Annotated in this window: 15 protein-coding genes, 1 tRNA gene and 1 pseudogene; 10 read left to right on the top strand and 7 right to left on the bottom strand. The window is 54.3% G+C overall.

The genetic code is table 11. The features are described from left to right. Positions 1-88 precede the first annotated feature (88 nt). Positions 89-1,423 (top strand): MATE family efflux transporter, encoded by a 1,335-nt coding sequence (locus NF347_RS01030; protein ID WP_107035569.1) that lies wholly within the window; start codon positions 89-91, stop codon positions 1,421-1,423. Here NF347_RS01030 and NF347_RS01025 read toward each other — a convergent pair. From NF347_RS01025 to rfbD, 3 genes are read right to left on the bottom strand one after another with little or no spacing between them, the layout of a single operon-like run. Then, positions 1,382-2,596 carry an MFS transporter gene (locus NF347_RS01025; RefSeq protein WP_107035568.1) on the bottom strand — a complete coding sequence of 405 codons (1,215 nt, stop codon included), beginning with the start codon at positions 2,594-2,596 and terminating at the stop codon, positions 1,382-1,384. The genes NF347_RS01030 and NF347_RS01025 overlap by 42 nt on opposite strands. A 27-nt stretch (positions 2,597-2,623) precedes the next feature. After that, complete coding sequence (locus tag NF347_RS01020; protein WP_107035567.1) at positions 2,624-3,766, bottom strand: dTDP-glucose 4,6-dehydratase; 1,143 nt, start codon at positions 3,764-3,766, stop codon at positions 2,624-2,626. After that, on the bottom strand, positions 3,763-4,638 hold the full coding sequence (rfbD, locus tag NF347_RS01015) for a dTDP-4-dehydrorhamnose reductase (RefSeq protein ID WP_107035566.1): 876 nt from the start codon (positions 4,636-4,638) through the stop codon (positions 3,763-3,765). The genes NF347_RS01020 and rfbD overlap by 4 nt, the downstream gene beginning before the upstream one ends. Positions 4,639-4,995: 357 nt before the next feature. Here rfbD and NF347_RS01010 point away from each other — a divergent pair, with 357 nt between their 5' ends. Beyond that, positions 4,996-6,132, top strand: a complete 1,137-nt coding sequence (locus NF347_RS01010; protein WP_107681969.1) for an ISAs1 family transposase — start codon at positions 4,996-4,998, stop codon at positions 6,130-6,132. A 294-nt stretch (positions 6,133-6,426) separates the two neighbouring features. Here the strand turns inward: NF347_RS01010 and NF347_RS01005 are convergent, their stop codons facing one another. Both NF347_RS01005 and NF347_RS01000 read right to left on the bottom strand, forming a co-directional pair. Then, on the bottom strand, positions 6,427-8,211 hold the full coding sequence (locus tag NF347_RS01005) for an alpha-L-fucosidase (protein WP_133165478.1): 1,785 nt from the start codon (positions 8,209-8,211) through the stop codon (positions 6,427-6,429). Between the two features lie 12 nt (positions 8,212-8,223). After that, positions 8,224-9,828 carry a sulfatase family protein gene (locus NF347_RS01000; protein ID WP_107035564.1) on the bottom strand — a complete coding sequence of 535 codons (1,605 nt, stop codon included), beginning with the start codon at positions 9,826-9,828 and terminating at the stop codon, positions 8,224-8,226. A gap of 279 nt (positions 9,829-10,107) precedes the next feature. Here NF347_RS01000 and NF347_RS00995 point away from each other — a divergent pair. Further along, positions 10,108-10,569 (top strand): annotated as a pseudogene (locus NF347_RS00995) (DUF362 domain-containing protein); the annotation flags it as partial. A 129-nt stretch (positions 10,570-10,698) separates the two neighbouring features. Here NF347_RS00995 and NF347_RS00990 read toward each other — a convergent pair. Continuing rightward, positions 10,699-10,770, bottom strand: a tRNA-Arg gene (locus tag NF347_RS00990). Positions 10,771-10,997: 227 nt separating this feature from the next. Here NF347_RS00990 and NF347_RS00985 point away from each other — a divergent pair. The 3 genes from NF347_RS00985 (at position 10,998) to NF347_RS00975 (ending at position 13,751) form a co-directional block, all read left to right on the top strand. Continuing rightward, positions 10,998-11,429, top strand: coding sequence for a deoxycytidylate deaminase (locus NF347_RS00985; RefSeq protein WP_107035561.1), 432 nt, complete (start codon positions 10,998-11,000; stop codon positions 11,427-11,429). An 87-nt stretch (positions 11,430-11,516) separates the two neighbouring features. After that, on the top strand, positions 11,517-13,193 hold the full coding sequence (locus NF347_RS00980; protein WP_107035560.1) for a S41 family peptidase: 1,677 nt from the start codon (positions 11,517-11,519) through the stop codon (positions 13,191-13,193). Positions 13,194-13,199: 6 nt separating this feature from the next. Further along, entirely contained in the window at positions 13,200-13,751 is a 552-nt protein-coding gene (locus NF347_RS00975) for a 5-formyltetrahydrofolate cyclo-ligase (RefSeq protein WP_107035559.1), read from the top strand. A 57-nt stretch (positions 13,752-13,808) separates the two neighbouring features. On the opposite strand, the gene tilS is transcribed toward NF347_RS00975, so the two are convergent. Then, positions 13,809-15,158 (bottom strand): tRNA lysidine(34) synthetase TilS, encoded by a 1,350-nt coding sequence (tilS, locus tag NF347_RS00970; RefSeq protein WP_161553818.1) that lies wholly within the window; start codon positions 15,156-15,158, stop codon positions 13,809-13,811. Between the two features lie 128 nt (positions 15,159-15,286). On the opposite strand from tilS, the gene pheS reads away from it, so the two are divergent. The 4 genes from pheS to NF347_RS00950 are packed head-to-tail and all read left to right on the top strand — an operon-like array spanning position 15,287 to position 17,792. Next, a complete protein-coding gene (pheS, locus tag NF347_RS00965; RefSeq protein WP_107035557.1) occupies positions 15,287-16,312 on the top strand; it encodes a phenylalanine--tRNA ligase subunit alpha in 1,026 nt (341 codons plus the stop codon). A gap of 9 nt (positions 16,313-16,321) precedes the next feature. Continuing rightward, complete coding sequence (locus tag NF347_RS00960) at positions 16,322-16,705, top strand: fluoride efflux transporter FluC (protein ID WP_161953394.1); 384 nt, start codon at positions 16,322-16,324, stop codon at positions 16,703-16,705. After that, positions 16,702-17,346 (top strand): endonuclease III, encoded by a 645-nt coding sequence (gene nth / locus NF347_RS00955; RefSeq protein ID WP_107035555.1) that lies wholly within the window; start codon positions 16,702-16,704, stop codon positions 17,344-17,346. Before NF347_RS00960 ends, nth begins: the two co-directional genes overlap by 4 nt. Beyond that, positions 17,343-17,792, top strand: a complete 450-nt coding sequence (locus NF347_RS00950) for a GtrA family protein (RefSeq protein WP_161553819.1) — start codon at positions 17,343-17,345, stop codon at positions 17,790-17,792. Before nth ends, NF347_RS00950 begins: the two co-directional genes overlap by 4 nt. The last annotated feature ends 10 nt before the right edge of the window (positions 17,793-17,802 follow it).

The raw sequence follows: 17,802 nt of genomic DNA, 5'->3' as shown, positions 1-17,802 counted from the left end.
AAAAACGCCCGGACAGTCACGAAGCACTGCAGCGAGGCACGTGTTACTGATAAATTGGATAATGTAAACTGATTTCTGAGAGTTACTTATGAACCGCGACAATCTCGATTTCGGCAACGGCAATATAGCAAGCCTGTTCCGGACCATGTTTTTCCCGACGCTTATAGCAATGATGTTCAATTCGTTGCTCAATATCTGCGACGGCATGTTTGTGGGCCACGGCGTAGGTTCCGAAGGGCTCGCCGCCATCAACATCGTGGCTCCCATGTTTCTTGTCACCACCGGTATCGGACTGATGTTCGGTATCGGCGCGTCGGTTATAGCCTCCATACGTCTGGCCGAGGACAACGTTAAGGCCGCGCGCATAATAATGACGCAGGCATTCGCAGCCGGAGCTGTGATATTCGGCGTCATCATCACTCTGACAGCACTGTTCTTCCGACCGTTGTTATATCTGGCCGGATGCTCCGAGGCGCTCGAACCGCTCGCTACCGACTATCTGCTATGGCTGCTGCCGGGATTTTTCTTTTTCTACATACAGTGCGCCGGCATGATGCTCATAAGGCTCGACGGATCGCCGAAGACAGCCATGGCAATACAGATCACATCGGCCGCCCTCAACATATTTCTCGACTGGCTCATGGTATTTCCATTGGGCACGGGCATCGCCGGAGCTTCGATAGCCACATCCATCTCCTGCGTGGCAGGCGGCTGTCTGGTGATGATATATTTCATCAGATTTTCCACCACACTACGGTTCTACCGACTGAAACTGTCGGCCAAGTCATTGCGGCTGACCCTACGCAATGTAGGCTATATGGCCCGGATCGGCTTTGCGACATTCGTGACCGAGCTCGCGATCGGAGTGATGATCGTGACCGGCAATTATGTGTTCATGTCGCGGCTTGGTGAGGATGGTGTGGCCGCTTACTCTATCGGATGCTATCTTTTTCCTCTCATATTCTCCCTAAGCAACGCAGTCGCACAATCGGCCCAGCCGATCATAAGTTTCAATTACGGCGCCGGTCAGACCGGCAGGGTTGCCAAGACTCTCAGACTGTCACTCATAACCGGTACGATATGCGGCGCGGGCGTATCGTTGACCATGTGGCTTGCCGCTCCCCTGCTCGCCGCTATATTCCTTCCGACTGATACCACTGCATTCACCTATGCGGTCCACGGCCTTCCGCTGTTCGGGCTGAGCGCGGTGCTGTTTTCACTCAATATCGTGATGATCGGTTACTATCAGAGCATCGAGAAAGCCGGACGGTCGACGCTCTACACCGTTATGCGCGGCATCATATATCTCATCCCCGCCTTTATCATTCTTCCGCAAGCCATTGGCAACGACGGGCTGTGGATTGCCATTCCCATGGCCGAACTACTGACGCTTCTGACCATCGCCCTCACCTACCGCCGGTGACAACCTGCGCCGCTCGAAAAAACGGCAGGTAGCTACCCCGTAGAGCAACGCCCCGACCAACTGAGCTAACGCCGTGACGCCAAATGCCGCTGCATAGCTCATATACTGTGCCAGAAATCCGCCGAGCAGTATTCCGAGCCCCATACCGGCATCCCACGAAATCAGTATCGAGGAATTGGCCGTGCCACGCTGATCGTGGCGCGCAACGCCTATGAACATATTGAGCATGGCCGGATACATCTGTCCGTTGCCCAGACCTATAAGCAGAGCCGACAGGTAGTAGCCCCACTCACCCGCTCCTGACGCGAACAAAACAAACCCAAGACTGGAGAAGATTACGCCACGCAGTCCGCTACGGGCTATCTCGCCGCGCCTCAGAGAGCGCGATCCGATCAGACGGGCACACACAAGCCCTACGGCCAGAATCATGAAAAACAAGCCGGTGCCGTCGGTAATGCCCAGCTCCTCTTGCCCGTAGATGGCCACATAATTGCTCATCACACCCCAGCAGAGTCCGAACAGACAGATGTTAACCGCCATCAGCCACGCACGCCCAAGAAAGAAGTGGTCAAGGCTCAGCTTCGGCCTACCGATCACTCTGCGCCGCTCCGGCAACCTGACACGCGACGAACTGACAAATCCGGCCAACGCAATGACGAGAGCGAGCCAGAAAAGCAGATCGAAGCGACCTGTGGCATGATATATCCATATACCTACCGACGGAGCTATGGCCATGGCCAGATTATTGCTCAGACCATAATAGCCGATCCCCTCGTTGCGGCGCGACGCGGGGAGCACGTCGATAGCCACGGTGGAGTTGGCCACTGTGGCCGCACCGAAAGGGAGTCCGTGTAGCGTGCGCACTATTGCAAACATCAACAGCGTTCCGGCTCCGACGTAGCCGGCAAACATGATGAAGAACACGAAAAAACACAGCGTCAGCACCCTCTTGCGGTCGAACGTGTCGACTATGAATCCGCTGAAAGGACGCACAAGCAGCGTGGCCACAACATAGCCCGACAGGACTATGCCTATCATGTGCTTGTCGGCGGCAAACTGTGCGTCGAGGTAGATCGGCAACAGGGGTGTAAGAATATAGAAGGCGAAGAAGAGCATGAAATTGCTCGTCATCACCTTCCAGTATTCGCGGTTCCAGAGTTTATCGTCACTCATGGTCGTCGTATGCAGGCCTGTGTCAGATCATCGGCCGGAGTACATGTCGTCATAATACTTCTCATATTCACCCGAAGTAATGTAATCCATCCACTCCTGATTGTCGAGATACCACTTCACGGTTTTCTCTATGCCCTCTTCAAACTGCAACGAGGGTTCCCATCCGAGTTCACGCTGGAGTTTGCGCGAGTCGATGGCATAGCGGAGGTCGTGTCCGGCGCGGTCAGTCACATACGTGATCAGGCTGTCGCTGTGACCTTCGGGATTACCGAGCAGACGGTCGACCGTGCGGATGATCACGCGTATGAGGTCAATGTTTTTCCATTCGTTGAATCCGCCGATATTATATGTGTCGGCCACACGTCCCTTGTGGAATATCAGATCGATGGCGCGGGCATGGTCCTCGACAAAAAGCCAATCGCGCACGTTCTCTCCCTTGCCATAGACCGGAAGCGGCTTGCGGTGACGGATATTGTTGATAAACAGCGGTATGAGTTTTTCAGGGAACTGATATGGCCCGTAGTTGTTCGAGCAGTTGGTGACGAGTGTAGGCATGCCGTATGTATCGTGGTAAGCACGCACGAAATGGTCGCTCGAAGCCTTGGAAGCCGAATAGGGAGAGTGGGGATTGTATTTTGTCTCCTCAAGGAAAAACTCGGTGCCGAAGGCCAGATGATGCTCGGCCGACGAAGCGGTGGTGGTAAAGGGCGACTGTATGCCCTCGGGGGCGGTCAGCTCAAGCGCGCCATACACCTCGTCGGTGGAGATATGATAGAACAGCTTGCCATTATAGCCGCCGGGAGTCGACTCCCAGTAGATCTTGGCTGCCTGAAGCAGCGACAGGGTACCCATGACATTGGTACGGGCAAACGTGAACGGATCCTTGATCGAACGGTCGACGTGACTCTCGGCTGCAAGATGTATTATGCCGTCGACATCATACTCTTTCATGACTTCGAGCATGCGGTCGAAGTCGCAGATGTCGGCCTTGACAAACACATAGTTGGGCATATTCTCCACGTCCTTGAGATTGGCGAGATTGCCCGCGTATGTCAACTTGTCGATATTGACGATCCTGTAGTCGGGATATTTGTTCACAAAAAGCCTTACCACATGGCTGCCGATAAAACCGGCGCCACCGGTTATCATGATATTCTTCCTGTAGTTCATATTTGATCGGTATTCTTTAAGTTTGCGACGCATTTTTTCAGAGAATCCACCCAGTAGGGTATCTCCTGACAGAACACGCGCTTGAATTTTGTCTTGTCGAGAACTGAATAAGAGGGACGCACCACTTTGGACGGGAACTCGTCGGAGTGACACGGATCGATCCGGCACGATGAAGCGCCGGCCTCGGCGGCTATCATCTTGGTGAAATCATACCATGAGCACACACCTTCGTTGGAATAATGATATACACCCTCATTGCCGTCGATCATCCGACGCTCTATGATGGCAAACAGAGCGTCGGCCAGATCCTGGGCGTATGTGGGCGTTCCGCACTGGTCGAACACCACCTTGAGCTGCGGACGAGTAGCGGTAAGTTCCATCATTGTCTTGACAAAATTACGCCCATACTCACTGTAGAGCCATGCCGTGCGAACCACAATCGCCCGGCAGCCTGAAGCCTCTATTTTCTGCTCGCCATGCATCTTGGTGACGCCATACACTCCTGTGGGCGACATAGGCTCATCTTCATTGCGCGGCGTGTTTCCGGCGCCGCCGCCAAACACATAGTCAGTGGATATGTGTATCAGCACAGCTCCGGCCTTTTTGGCCGCGCGGGCAAGAATGCCCGCCGCTGTGGCGTTGAGCCGCTCGGCGATATCGGGCTGCTCCTCGGCGCGGTCGACATTGGTATATGCCGCGCAGTTGACTATGACGTCGACACCATTGTCGGAAACCATCCGCTCGACGGCCGCGGCATCGGTGATGTCAAGCTCGGCTACGTCGGTGAATATATATCGGTCGGCACTTGATGCGGACGCCTTGCGCAGACTCGTCCCCAACTGGCCGTTAGCTCCGGTCACGAGAATATTCATATCGTTTTGTATGGATTATTTTTGCAAATATAATGCCTATTTCATCCAGAAACAAATTTCTATCGTCATATCTCACATTATTTACACGGCTCTTTCATTTAAGATTTCGTCTCATTCTCGACAAATGTGTTATTTTATAGCGAGAGCAGTACGGGCGGAGAGGCTTTAACCTCTGATTTTCAAGAAAATAAGTGTAATGAAAATTTGGCCAAGTGGCAGATTTTTAGTAACTTTATAGGTGATAATCAAAGAGTTACGCCAAAAATGAAGCCACTTGACCAAGTCTGTTCGACTGACGCCTATGCGCCTGATCATACCGCAAAAGTACACAATAAATTTGACACAAGGCGCAGTATCATGGAAGAACTTCGAGCGTTTGCCTCATCCGTGCCGGATTTCCGTAGATTGGACAAAGGCAATTTCCGTCACAGCCTCAACGATATCATCATGCTGATGATACTCGGACGTATGGCCGGATGCATCGGACGAGCCGAGATATTGGAGTTCGGCAGATACAACCTCAACAAATTACACAAAATGGGCCTGTTAAGGAACGGCGTACCATCTGAGGCCACGCTTTGCCGTGTGGAGAACGGCATCAACGATATGGATATGGCCGACAGGATGCAGCAGTTCGCAGACATATTCCTTGAAAGACTTACTTGCGCCAGCCGCATCATTGAAATAATCTGCATTGACGGCAAAGCCGAGCGCGGCACCGTTCAGGAAAACGGGCGAAGCCCGGATATCGTCTCTGCCTATTCGTTCAGCACCGGCATAACAATCGCCACCGAAGCCTGTCAGGAAAAGAGCAACGAGATAAAGGCCATACCGATACTTCTTGATAAAATAGATGTCGCAGGAAAGATTGTCACAGCCGACGCAATGTCTATGCAGAAGGATATTGTCGAGAAAATCAGAAAGAAAGGCGGAGACTTTCTGATAGAACTCAAAGCCAACCAGCCGTCATTGCGATACGGCATTGAGGACAGGCTAGTGGAACACACACCGGTATATTCTTACACCGAAGGTCCCGAACTGGCCCACGGCAGGATAGAGACGAGAACCTACCGCGTATATGACGGACTGGACATTATCGCAGACAAGAAGAAATGGGGCGGAAACATGACCATCATAGAGTATGAATCGTCCACAGTCAAAAAGTCAACAGGAGTACACACCTCAGAAAAACGCCTGTACGTCAGCAGTATGCCTACGCATACTCCGAAGCCAGGAATCTTCGTGCGCAACCATTGGTCAATAGAAAGTATGCATTGGGGGCTGGACTACAATCTTCAGCAGGACAATATAAAACGCAAGTCAACAAGAGCCGCCAGAAACCTCGATACCATACAAAGAATAGTTTACTCGGTGTTCTCAATATGGAAAGGACTTCGCAAGAAACAATCGGATAAGAATAAAGGCATGGCCGAACTGATCAGACATATCTCGATGAGCTTTACCAGACTGATGCGATTTTTAAGTCAAAAGTAAAAAAAATAAAATTTTGATACCAGAATAACTCTTTGATATACAGACATGGAAAAATTACCCGATTCTCAATGAACCGGGTAAGGGAAGATATGCTATTTATTTTAGGTTAAATGAAAGAGCCGTGCATTATTTATGCTTCATTGAATCTCATTGGATCACACTGGCTATCGGCCTTGCTTATAAAACAGGCGGCGGCCGGGAGCACACATGCTCTCTGCCGCCGCCCCGTATATCAGCCGATGGTCACGCCCACGACGCTATCTCCGTCGGGCAGGCCATCGCTACACGTTGCGGTCATTTCACCGTCAGGATCTCAAGCTTGCCGGTGGCTTTAGGCTCGTCGTCGACGCTCACGATTCGCAGCCAGCGGGCTTTTACCGGAGAGGCGAACACCACACGCTGCGGTATGGGATTGTTGAAGACATTGCCGAACTCGCCGGTGGTCTTAACCCGTTTCCAGGCGGTGCCGTCGGTGCTTACCTCGGCCACATATTTGAACACCGGGACCTGGCCCTTTGAAGGCTCATAGATAAATCCTGCGACCATGGCTTCGCGTCCGGCATCGCTGACGAGAGCCGCACCGTCGGCCTTGGATTTGCCGACAACGTTGAACTCGGTTTCCTGGGCGGCCAGATCATCAGGCTTGATCACGTAGTAAGCCTTGAGGGGGCGTACATGCGGAGTGTTGCGGGTCGACGTGACTCTGATCCTGAGGCTGTCGGCCACAACATCGTCGTCCGTCATCAGTATGCGCTTGTTGCCGATGGTCGTACCCTCGGCCACCTGATTCCATGCGCCGTCAGACCAAGCCTCTACAACAAACGTCTCCACTCTCTGTCCCTTGCGGATATCCTCCGAAAGCACCACGGCATTGACTTTGGACTGCGGACGCAGAGCCGCCGACATCGACGCGGAGTCGGCTGAAGCCACGAGATCGTCAGAGAAGTTGGCGTCGATCCACTGGCGGAATTCCTTGAGACGCGCCACATCGGCGTCGGCTATCAGACCGCGACGATCGGGAGGAATATTGAGCAGCAGCACAGAGTTGCGTCCCACCGACGAGAGATATATGTCGGCCATGTGCGCCAGGCTTTTCGGCTGCTGTGAGTCGTGGTAGAACCATCCCGGACGGATCGACACATCGACCTCCGACGGCCACCAGCGCACCTCTTTTGCATTGGCAAGCATCTCACGGTCGCCGATATTCTTGGCCATGGCATTTATGCCGAGCGAATCGTTATAGGCTTCTGATTCGGGGAAGATCGAGGGCATCAGCGGGGTGACGCTCCACTCGGTTTCGCGGCCTACGCCACCTTCGTTGCCGACCCAGCGCACATCATCGCCGGTGATTGCAAGCACAGCTTCGGGCTGAAGCTCCTCCATCACCTTACGGAAACGGGGCCAGTCATAAACCTGCTTCTTGCCGTTGGGACCTTCTCCGCAAGCGCCGTCAAACCACACTTCGTCAATCTTGCCGTAGTTGGTCAGCAACTCGGTGAGCTGTGCTACAAACTGGTCGTTGTAGGCTTCAGAATCGCCGTATTTAGGCGAATTTCTGTCCCACGGCGAAAGATATATACCCAGCTTCATGCCATACTTGTCGCAGGCATCGCGAAGTTCTCTTACTACGTCGCCCTTGCCATCCTTCCACGGCGAGCTGGCCACGGAGTGATCAGTGGTCTGTGTAGGCCACAGACAGAATCCATCATGATGTTTGGCGGTGAGTATCACCAGTTTGAAACCTGCATCCTTAAGGGTTTTCACCCACTGTTCGGCGTCAAGCTCCGAAGGGTTGAACAGCGCCGGATCCTCCATGCCGTCGCCCCATTCGCGATCGGTAAAGGTGTTGATGCCGAAATGCAGGAATGCGGTGAGCTCCAGATCCTGCCATGCCAGCTGGTTGGCTGTGGGCACTGTACGTGAAGCTATGTCGACGCGTTCGTCGAGCGTAGCTTCGGTAGGCAGCGGCGCTACCTTCTCATAATACTTCTCTTTTGCGGCGGGCGAACACTGTATCATTACAGCCATCGATGCCGCGCCGAGCAATCCCGCGAGGGATTTTCTTGCGAATCCGTTCATGATCATTATATTTTATTTTATAGGATATTTTTCACGTATCGGGTCGTCATACTGCTCCTGGGCCGCCTTGAGCTTCTGCATCATGCGGGCAGTGATCTCTTCGGTTCCCGGCTTGCCGTAGATGTTGTGCATTTCGTTGGGATCCTCCTTCAGATCATAAAGCTCCCACTGGTCGATGTCGTTGTAGAAGTGCATCAGTTTGTAGCGGTCGTCGCGCACTCCGTAGTGACGTTTCACCATGTGTTCGGCCGGATATTCGTGGTAATGGTAATAGAGATTGTCGCGCCACTTTTCAGGACCGTTCTTGTCGCGGAGCAACGGCATCAGCGACATTCCCTGCATATCTTCGGGCACCTCGATGCCGGCCAATTCGAGGAATGTAGGCGCGTAGTCAATATTCTGTACCATTTCGGGGATATCACCGCGACGTTCGAGTCCCTTGGGGAGCAGCATCACCAGCGGGGTGCGCATCGACTCCTCATACATGAACCGCTTGTCGAACCATCCGTGCTCGCCCATGTAGAAACCCTGGTCGGAGGTGTAGACCACCAGGGTATTGTCGAGCATATCGTGCTCTTCAAGATAGTCGAGCACCCGGCCGACATTGTCGTCGAGGCTCTTCACCACCTTCATGTAATCGCGCATATATCTCTGGAACTTCCATTCGGCAAGATCCTTGCCCGTGAGATTCTTCTTGTAGAAATCGTCGATTATGGGCTGATAGTGGGCGTCGAATGCCGCGCGCTGCGCACTGTCCATACGTCCGATTATCGAGAGATACGTGCTCTTCAGACGTGTGTCAACGGTGTCGTTGAGCATCTTGAGATCATATATTATGTCCAGATCCTTGTCGATCGACATCTCCTGCGCGGCCGCGGCGGGACGTCCGGCATAATCGTCATAGAACGTTTCAGGCACCGGGAAATCGGTATCCTCAAACAGATCCAGATCGCATGTATCGGCTATCCAGTCGCGGTGTATAGCCTTGTGATGGATGATCAGAGCGAACGGCTTGCTCTTGTCTCTTTCGTTCTCTAACCAGTCAAGGCTCTTGTCGGTGATAATCGAAGTCAGATAGCCATGCTCCACCACAGTGTCTCCCTCCTGACGGATGAACCGTGGATTGTAGTAGTCGCCCTGTCCCGGCAGAATTTCCCATCGGTCAAATCCTGTAGGGAGCGTTTCAAGATGCCATTTCCCGAAAATCGCGGTCTGGTATCCGGCTTTCTGGAGATACTTCGGGAACGTAGGCTGCTCACCATCGAACACGCTCATCTCGTTGCTCAGGAATCCGTTTTTGTGGCTGTGTTTGCCGGTGAGCATACAAGCCCTTGACGGGCCGCTGAGCGAGTTGGCCACAAAACTGTTTGTAAACCTTACTCCGTCGCGCGCTATGCGGTCGAGGTTGGGTGTGCTGATATAGCGGGTGTCATAACAGCTCATCATCTGGGCTGTATGGTCGTCCGTCATTATATAAACGATATTGAGGGGTTTCCGCTCGTTATCTCCCGGATTTTTCTGAGAGCTGCATGAGGTCGAAGACACCGCCAGCGCGGCCGGAGCCGCCACAGCCAGTCCACGCAGCAGCAACGATGCCGTGTCGCAATGATTGGTCATTGATTATCGGTTTAAGGTTGATTGAATTATAGTTAAGGTTGATTGAATTTATAATCTCAATGAGTCATTTACGATCGCAAAGCGACCATACTTTGTGCAAATATACGCACAAATCGCGTAATATCGGCACTTACATGATACAAAAGACCACCTCTATCCCTAAACAATACTTGAAACAATACTTGCGACGACTCCGGGAAACCATTATTCCCAACGACATCGAGGCCATTTCATGATCAGACTAACCATAATAACGGTTTTTATTACCATTTTTACGGACACCAGACCTCGTCTGCACGAAATTGGCTAATTTTAGGCATAGCATCGGCCGACGGCAAAGCCTGGGTACACACAGCCGGCAAAACCACTAATCCGGCCGAACTTTGGAACCACATCCCGGCCGACTCCATATTCCAGGAATCAATGGCCGAAGCCTGCGAGGCCATCATAAACCATATCGGCGACAAAGTGGTCTACATCAACGTGGACAACAATCTGTCGATCGATTGCGACTGCAACGGCAACCCGGATCCGGCCGAACTCGCCGATCTCGGCATATTCGCCTCGCTCGACCCCGTAGCTGTCGACCGCGCATGCGTCGATGCCGTACGCCAGTCGCCCGACCATGGAAAACAGCATCTCATAGAGCGTATCGAAGCACGCCGCGCACCGCATCTGCTCGACTATGCCGAACAGCTCGGTCTTGGCAAGCAGCGTTATAACCTCGTCGAGATAAAGTAAACACATTCCAACCAAGCCACATTGACTTTTTTAGAGGGGAAAGGGGGCTTAAGATCTAATACATACCAACATAACACAACAACTGCGGTCCGCACGCTCGACGTACGGACCGCAGCCATTTTTCATCGGTAGCTCCGAGGGGAATCGAACCCCTATCTAAGGTTTAGGAAACCTCTATTCTATCCGTTGAACTACAGAGCCGCAATTGCGACTGCGAAGTTACTATTTTTTTGCCAAACCGCCAAGTCCTCGAGAATCATTAACCAAACCGCCGACCGATCGCTCCAGTCCCCGCATGAATCTGACAAGGCTCCCCATGCACCGATCCGGTGCAATGCCCCGGCCCGCATTTTCTCCATCTTTTTGCTCCGTAACATCTGTATTTCCATAATTTTTAGCTAACTTTGCGCATCTTTACGTGTGTCGTCATGGAACAGAACACTAAACGCGCGCTATTGGACCGTCGCTACCTACGAATGGCTCTCATCTGGGCCGAAAACTCCTACTGCAAACGCCGTCAGGTGGGAGCGTTGCTGGTGCGCGACGGCACCATCATCTCCGACGGATTCAACGGCACTCCCGCCGGGTTTGAGAACGTATGCGAGGACACCGGCGGATCGACCAAACCCTACGTGCTGCACGCCGAAGCCAACGCCATCACAAAAATAGCCCGGAGCAACAATTCGAGTGAAGGATCCACACTCTACGTCACGGCATCGCCCTGCCTTGAATGCTCCAAGCTGATCATACAGAGCGGCATCAGAAGAGTCGTGTTCCATGAGCTTTACCGGCTCGCCGACGGCCTTGAGCTGCTTGAAAGAGCCGGAGTGGAGTGCGTCCACATAGAGCATCTCGACTGACCAGCAACTCCGCACACACGACACAACCCCGAAATAAACCGATCAACCAGACACAGACATCCAAAAGAGGAAGGACAGCAAAACGATATGAACCAGAAATTGAAAAGCACCGCCGTATGGGCACCGCTTGTCATTGCAGTCACATTCATAACCGGCATGATCGCCGGCAACTATTTTTCACATCGTCAGGCCGGAGGGTCGGTAGAACGGAAAATCAGCGATATCATCACGCTCATACAGTCAGACTATGTCGACGCTGTGGACACTGACAGTCTGCTGGAGAAGACTATTCCCGACCTTCTGTCGAAACTCGATCCGCACACCGTCTACATCCCCGCTTCCGAACTAACTTCGACCAACGAAGTTCTCGAGGGGTCATTCGGCGGCATCGGAGTTGTATTCAACATGATGACCGACACAGCCACAGTGGTGGAAGTCGTCTCCGGCGGCCCGGCCGAAAAAGTGGGAATGCTTGCCGGCGACCGAATATTAACCGTCAACGACACCCTCGTGGCCGGCGTCAAATACAACATGGACAAGCTCCGCTCCCGGCTCAAAGGTCCCAAAGGAACTGTCGTAAGACTCGGAGTGAAACGCGCCTCGGCGCCGAATATGCTCACGTTTGACGTGACCAGAGGCGACATCCCTGTCACATCGATCGATGCCGCCTATCTAATCACGCCGACCACAGGCTATGTGCGCATCAACAAATTCGGACGCAACACCTACATGGAGTTTCTCAACTCTATGATCGACCTGCGCTCCAAAGGCGCCGAAAGCTACATACTCGACCTGCGCGACAACACCGGAGGATTTCTGGAACCGGCGGTGCTTATGGCCAACGAGTTTCTGTCGGCCGGACGGCCCATCGTCTCCACCCGCGGACGCATACCATCGATGGACCAGCAGATGGGCAGTGACGGCACCGGAGCGTTTCAGGATGCCGCGCTGGCTGTCATAATCAACGAAGGATCGGCCAGCGCGAGCGAGATCTTCGCCGGAGCGATCCAGGACAATGACCGCGGCGTGCTCATCGGACGTCGGTCATTCGGCAAAGGACTCGTCCAAAACCAGATAGAGCTGCCCGACAGCAGCGCGATACGCCTCACCGTAGCGCGATACTACACCCCTTCGGGACGATGCATACAGAAAGCCTACACCCCCGGTTCCACACAAGCCTATGAGATGGAAGTCTACGACCGCTTCCTTCATGGCGAAGACTTCAACGCCGACTCCGCGAAAATCGACAAAACGCACGAATTCACCACGCTCGGCGGACGCACAGTGTATGGCGGCGGAGGCATAATGCCCGACGTCTATGTAGGGCGCGACACCACCGGAGTGACATCCTACTACGTCAACGCGTTCAACGCCGGAATGCTCCACAACTTCGCCTTCAACTTCGCCGACAACAACCGCACGATGCTCGAACAGGCTAAAACCACCGGCGAGCTGCTTGCCATGCTCCCTCCCGACGACACACTTCTGACAAGCTTCGTCGGCTACGCACAGCAGAAAGCAGGGATAGCACCACGATGGTATTACATAAACATTTCGCGCCAGCTGATTGTTAACCAACTGAAATCGCTCATCGCAAGCGACATTCTCGGACAAGCGGCACTTTTCGAGGTCAACAACATGACCGATCCGTCAGTGGCACGCGCCATTGACGAATTGAAAACCGGACCGCAGCTCACACCAGCAGCCGAGACCGCCGACGATGGCACCACCTACATCAACGACGACAATTCAGCTACAGACTGACGCAAAATGAAAAAGGATGACATCCGCCGCACGGTCAGAGCACGCAAGAGCCTGCTGACCGAAAACGAAAAGGCCGAAGCCGCGCAGAGCGTGTTCGACCGGCTCGAACAGATGGCCGCCTTCATGATGGCCGACAGGATACTGATGTATCACTCGCTCCCCGACGAACTGTCGACACGCGACTTCCTCGGCAAATGGAGCGGACGCAAACACTTCTTCCTGCCACGCGTCAACGGCGTAAACCTCGACATCCTTCCTTACGAACAGACCAGACTCCACCTCGGGGCTTTCGAGATCGAGGAACCCGACGGCAATGACCTGACCGACATTGCCGACATAGAGCTTATCATCGTGCCGGCTGTGGCCTACGACCGCCACGGCAACCGCGTAGGGCGCGGAAAAGGATACTACGACCGGATGCTTGCCGGCTCACGGGCTACGAAAGTAGGAGTGGGCTACGACTTTCAGCTTATTGATGACGCTATCGACACCGACAGCCACGACGTGCCGGTCGACATCGTCATCACACAGAGCCACACCGTCATCAGGCGTCGATGACAAACACGCCGCCCGCCATCCCAGCAAACCGCGTCATGCCTTATCTATCCCCCTGTATTAACAAATTTTACCGGAAGGGGTTTTGACGCGGCAAAGACGGCACACCACCACACTGCTCGTGGAAGGACCGACCGTAAGCAGCCGGCTGCGTTTCACGCCAGGCACCCACAGCACCTCCCCGTCCTTGACCGCAAGAGGCAACGCCCTCTTCACATCGGCCGGAGTCTTGGCATCGTTGAACACATCGCTCAACTTCTTTCGGCCACGCATTCCGAGCGGACTGATAGTGTCGCCCTGACGCCACGGACGCCACTCCACCTCCCGGCCGGCAAACCACCCTTCGGCGTCGAAATAGGCCACATCGTTGCTCCGCTCCATCACCAGATCTGCCGCATCGATCCGCTCGACCGTCACCTCATAGGCAAAGGCCACATCATCACCGGCTATCGGACACAACATCCCGCGATCGAGCAGATAACAGCTCCCGCCGGCGTTGAAACGCCGCCCCGACTGCCGGCTCTCCACGCACTGCAATATGTCATCGACCTGTTCGGCCGAGAAACCACGCTTCGACAGCAATGACAGCAGAACGAAGCGCGCTGAAAGCAGATCGGCCGACAGTGCGGCGACATCTGTCACGCCATCCCTGCAATAACGCCGCTCAAGTCGGTCAGTCATCTCCACGACAAACCCATAGGCCTCTCCAAGATGACTCACTGACGCGGCTACCGCCGCATCCGCTCCCGGAAAATCAGCTCGGATAGCCGGCAGAACACGATTGCGCACACGATTGCGAGTGTAGTCACAGCCAAGATTGGTCGAATCGACCACAAACCCGACACCGAGAGCACCAAGATACCTCTCGGTCATATCCCTTGTCACCCCGAGAAACGGCCTGACAAGCCTCACCGACGGATCGCCTGGCAACGGAGCGACAGGGAGCATCCCTTTCAGTCCGGCGATCCCGGCCGACCGCATAAGATTGAGAAAAAACGTTTCCACATTGTCATCGCGATGATGGGCTACGGCTACAGCTGAAGCTCCGGCAATATGCGCACGTTCAGCGAACAGCGCATAACGCAGTCTGCGGCATGTCATCTCGACCGACTCACCCGGCAACGCCTCCTCACCGACATCGAGGCCGCACACCGTCAGACGAACGCCCAGTCCGCCGCACAGCCTCCTGACATAAGCCTCGTCGGAATCCGATTCCGCGCCACGCAGATGATAGTTGCAGTGCAACGCCTCAATATCGTAGCCGAGACGTCGCAGCGCCACCGTCAGCGCCACCGAATCGGCGCCACCGCTAAGCCCCACCACTATGCGCCCGGCATCGCCGGGAGCTCCGAGGAGCGACTTCACCCCGGCTTCAACTCTCTCCGTCACATTAGAATCATTCGGTGTCATCAACATGCTAATATTTCGAGTCAAACAACGATCTGCGGTTTCTTGACATTGCCACATATTTCAGCAAAAATAGGTAGAATCCGCGAAATTCTATGTAAATTTGCACTTAATTTAGACAATAATCCACGATGATTGAAAAAATAGAGAATCTGCGGGCTGAAATAGCATCCCTGAAAGCCACCTCGCCACAGGAGGCGGAGCAGCTGCGCATACGCTACCTCAGCAAGAAGGGAGCCGTCACATCCCTGTTCAACGACTTCAAGGCTCTCTCACCTGAACAGAAACGCGAACTCGGACAGAAACTCAACGAACTCAAGAACTTCGCCACCGAAACCATCACCGCTCTGCGCGACGCCGCAGCCGCCGGCGAAAACAGTCAGTCCGACGATGACATGGATCTTTTCCGCACAGCCGCACCGATGCCGCTCGGCACACGCCATCCGCTGTCGCTCGTGCGCGAGGAGATCATATCGATCTTCGCCCGTCTGGGATTCACCATAGCCGAAGGCCCCGAGATCGAGGATGACTGGCACGTGTTCTCTTCGCTCAACTTCGCGGATGATCATCCTGCGCGCGACATGCAGGACACATTTTTCATCAACCGGAATCCCGACGTGCTGCTCCGCACCCACACATCATCGGTGCAGAGCCGCGTGATGGAGCACTCCGAGCCTCCGATCCGCATCATCTGCCCCGGACGCGTCTACCGCAACGAAGCCATATCGGCACGCGCCCACTGCTTCTTCCATCAGGTCGAGGCACTCTACGTTGACCGTCATGTGACATTCGCCGATCTGCGGCAGACACTGCTCTACTTCGCACGCGAGATGTTTGGCAACGACACCCGCATACGCCTTCGTCCCAGCTACTTCCCGTTCACCGAACCGTCGGCCGAAATGGATATTTCCTGCAACCTCTGTGGCGGCAAGGGATGCTCTTTCTGCAAAGGCACCGGATGGGTGGAGATACTTGGCTGCGGCATGGTGGATCCCAACGTACTCGACGCCTGCGGCATCGATTCCAAGGAATATAGCGGATTCGCTCTCGGCATGGGTATAGAGCGCATCACCAACCTGAAATATCAGGTGAAGGATCTGCGCATGTTCTCCGAGAACGACCGCCGTTTCCTCGAAGAATTCACATCCGCACGCTGACCGATGGCAATGCCGGCTCTGCTTGCCGAAGGCCTTTGCGTGGCCGCCGGCGGAGCGATCGGATCGCTTGGGCGGTGGGGACTGATGGCCACCGGATGGTTTGACTCCAGCCGGATATGGCATACCGTCACCGTAAACCTGATCGGCGCATTCTTGATCGGCGCGTTGTGGCAGATCTGTTCTTCCACTACCGTCACGCGCCACATACAGCCGTTTCTATTCACCGGCATTTTAGGCGGTTTCACGACATTTTCCACTCTGGCTCTCGATACCACCCGCCTGCTGTCGGCAGGCGACGCTCTGCGCGCGGCCATATATCTTGCCATCTCCTTGGCCGGAGGCATCGCCGCATGCATCATTGGCATCTGGGCTGCTAAAACGATACTGACATGACAGTCAAAGAGCGCTACGACGGGATCATCGGATGGTTCAGAAACGAGATGCCTGAACCGAAGACGGAGCTGCACTACGAGACTCCGTTCCAGCTACTCGTAGCTGTCATTCTGTCGGCGCAATGCACCGACAAACGTGTAAACATCGTCACACCTCCGCTGTTCGAGGCATTCCCCACTGCCAAAGCCATGGCCCGGGCCACAGAGGACACACTCTTTCCATACGTCAGATCGGTGTCATACCCCAACAACAAGACCCGTTCGCTTCTCGGCATGGCCCGGCGGCTCACCGAGGAGTTCGGCGGCGAAGTGCCGGCCGACATCGACGCATTGCTGTCGCTGCCCGGAGTGGGCCGCAAGACAGCCAACGTCATCCTGTCTGTAGTGTTCGGCAAATCGGCCATGGCGGTCGACACCCACGTATTCAGAGTCAGCGAACGCATCGGACTCACCACCGGAAGCAAATCGCCGCTTGCCACGGAGCAATGTCTTGTGAAGCATATACCGGCCGATCTGATCGGCAAGGCACACCACTGGCTCATACTCCATGGCCGCTACGTGTGCAAGGCACGTCGTCCCCTCTGCCTTGAATGCGGCATCAGGGAATGGTGTCGGCATTGGTCGAAAAACAGAGAATCATGAATTCCCGACAGTCGCGACGCACCGCCACACTGCAGTTTTTGCGCTATGCCCTCACCGGCGTGATGAACACCCTGCTCACCCTGCTCGTGATCTACTTCACCAAAGGCATACTGGGCATAAACCCATGGATAGCCAATGCGGCAGGCTACGGAGCCGGATTTGTCAACTCTTTTGTATGGAACAAATTCTGGGTGTTCCGCTCCAACAACGGAGTCATGCGCGAAGCGATCCGTTTCTGCCTGTGCTTCGCGGCCTGCTATCTGCTTCAGCTACTGACCGTATGGCTGATCAACGAGTGCACCCCACTGGGTGATATGGAGTTCAGAATCTGGCGCATAGCATTTACCGGCTACGGACTGGCCACTCTGATAGGCATGATTGTCTACACACTTGCCAATTTCATACTCAACAGGCGTTTCACATTCAAAACCAAGCTGCATCGTTAGGCGTTAGAGT

The organism is Paramuribaculum intestinale, from assembly GCF_030759015.1.
In the GTDB taxonomy this organism is placed as follows: Bacteria; Bacteroidota; Bacteroidia; order Bacteroidales; family Muribaculaceae; genus Paramuribaculum; species Paramuribaculum intestinale.
This window is presented reverse-complemented; position numbering and strand designations above follow the sequence as displayed.

Excerpts from the sequence above, each read along its gene's own strand:
- NF347_RS00950 (WP_161553819.1), top strand. The coding sequence starts at position 17,343 with ATGAATTCCCGACAGTCGCGACGCACCGCCACACTGCAGTTTTTGCGC.
- NF347_RS01005 (WP_133165478.1), bottom strand. The coding sequence starts at position 8,211 with ATGAACGGATTCGCAAGAAAATCCCTCGCGGGATTGCTCGGCGCGGCA.
- pheS (WP_107035557.1), top strand. The coding sequence starts at position 15,287 with ATGATTGAAAAAATAGAGAATCTGCGGGCTGAAATAGCATCCCTGAAA.
- NF347_RS00980 (WP_107035560.1), top strand. The coding sequence starts at position 11,517 with ATGAACCAGAAATTGAAAAGCACCGCCGTATGGGCACCGCTTGTCATT.
- NF347_RS01025 (WP_107035568.1), bottom strand. The coding sequence starts at position 2,596 with ATGAGTGACGATAAACTCTGGAACCGCGAATACTGGAAGGTGATGACG.
- NF347_RS01020 (WP_107035567.1), bottom strand. The coding sequence starts at position 3,766 with ATGAACTACAGGAAGAATATCATGATAACCGGTGGCGCCGGTTTTATC.
- NF347_RS00985 (WP_107035561.1), top strand. The coding sequence starts at position 10,998 with ATGGAACAGAACACTAAACGCGCGCTATTGGACCGTCGCTACCTACGA.
- nth (WP_107035555.1), top strand. The coding sequence starts at position 16,702 with ATGACAGTCAAAGAGCGCTACGACGGGATCATCGGATGGTTCAGAAAC.
- NF347_RS00975 (WP_107035559.1), top strand. The coding sequence starts at position 13,200 with ATGAAAAAGGATGACATCCGCCGCACGGTCAGAGCACGCAAGAGCCTG.
- NF347_RS01000 (WP_107035564.1), bottom strand. The coding sequence starts at position 9,828 with ATGACCAATCATTGCGACACGGCATCGTTGCTGCTGCGTGGACTGGCT.
- NF347_RS01030 (WP_107035569.1), top strand. The coding sequence starts at position 89 with ATGAACCGCGACAATCTCGATTTCGGCAACGGCAATATAGCAAGCCTG.
- NF347_RS00960 (WP_161953394.1), top strand. The coding sequence starts at position 16,322 with ATGCCGGCTCTGCTTGCCGAAGGCCTTTGCGTGGCCGCCGGCGGAGCG.
- NF347_RS01010 (WP_107681969.1), top strand. The coding sequence starts at position 4,996 with ATGGAAGAACTTCGAGCGTTTGCCTCATCCGTGCCGGATTTCCGTAGA.
- rfbD (WP_107035566.1), bottom strand. The coding sequence starts at position 4,638 with ATGAATATTCTCGTGACCGGAGCTAACGGCCAGTTGGGGACGAGTCTG.
- tilS (WP_161553818.1), bottom strand. The coding sequence starts at position 15,158 with ATGACACCGAATGATTCTAATGTGACGGAGAGAGTTGAAGCCGGGGTG.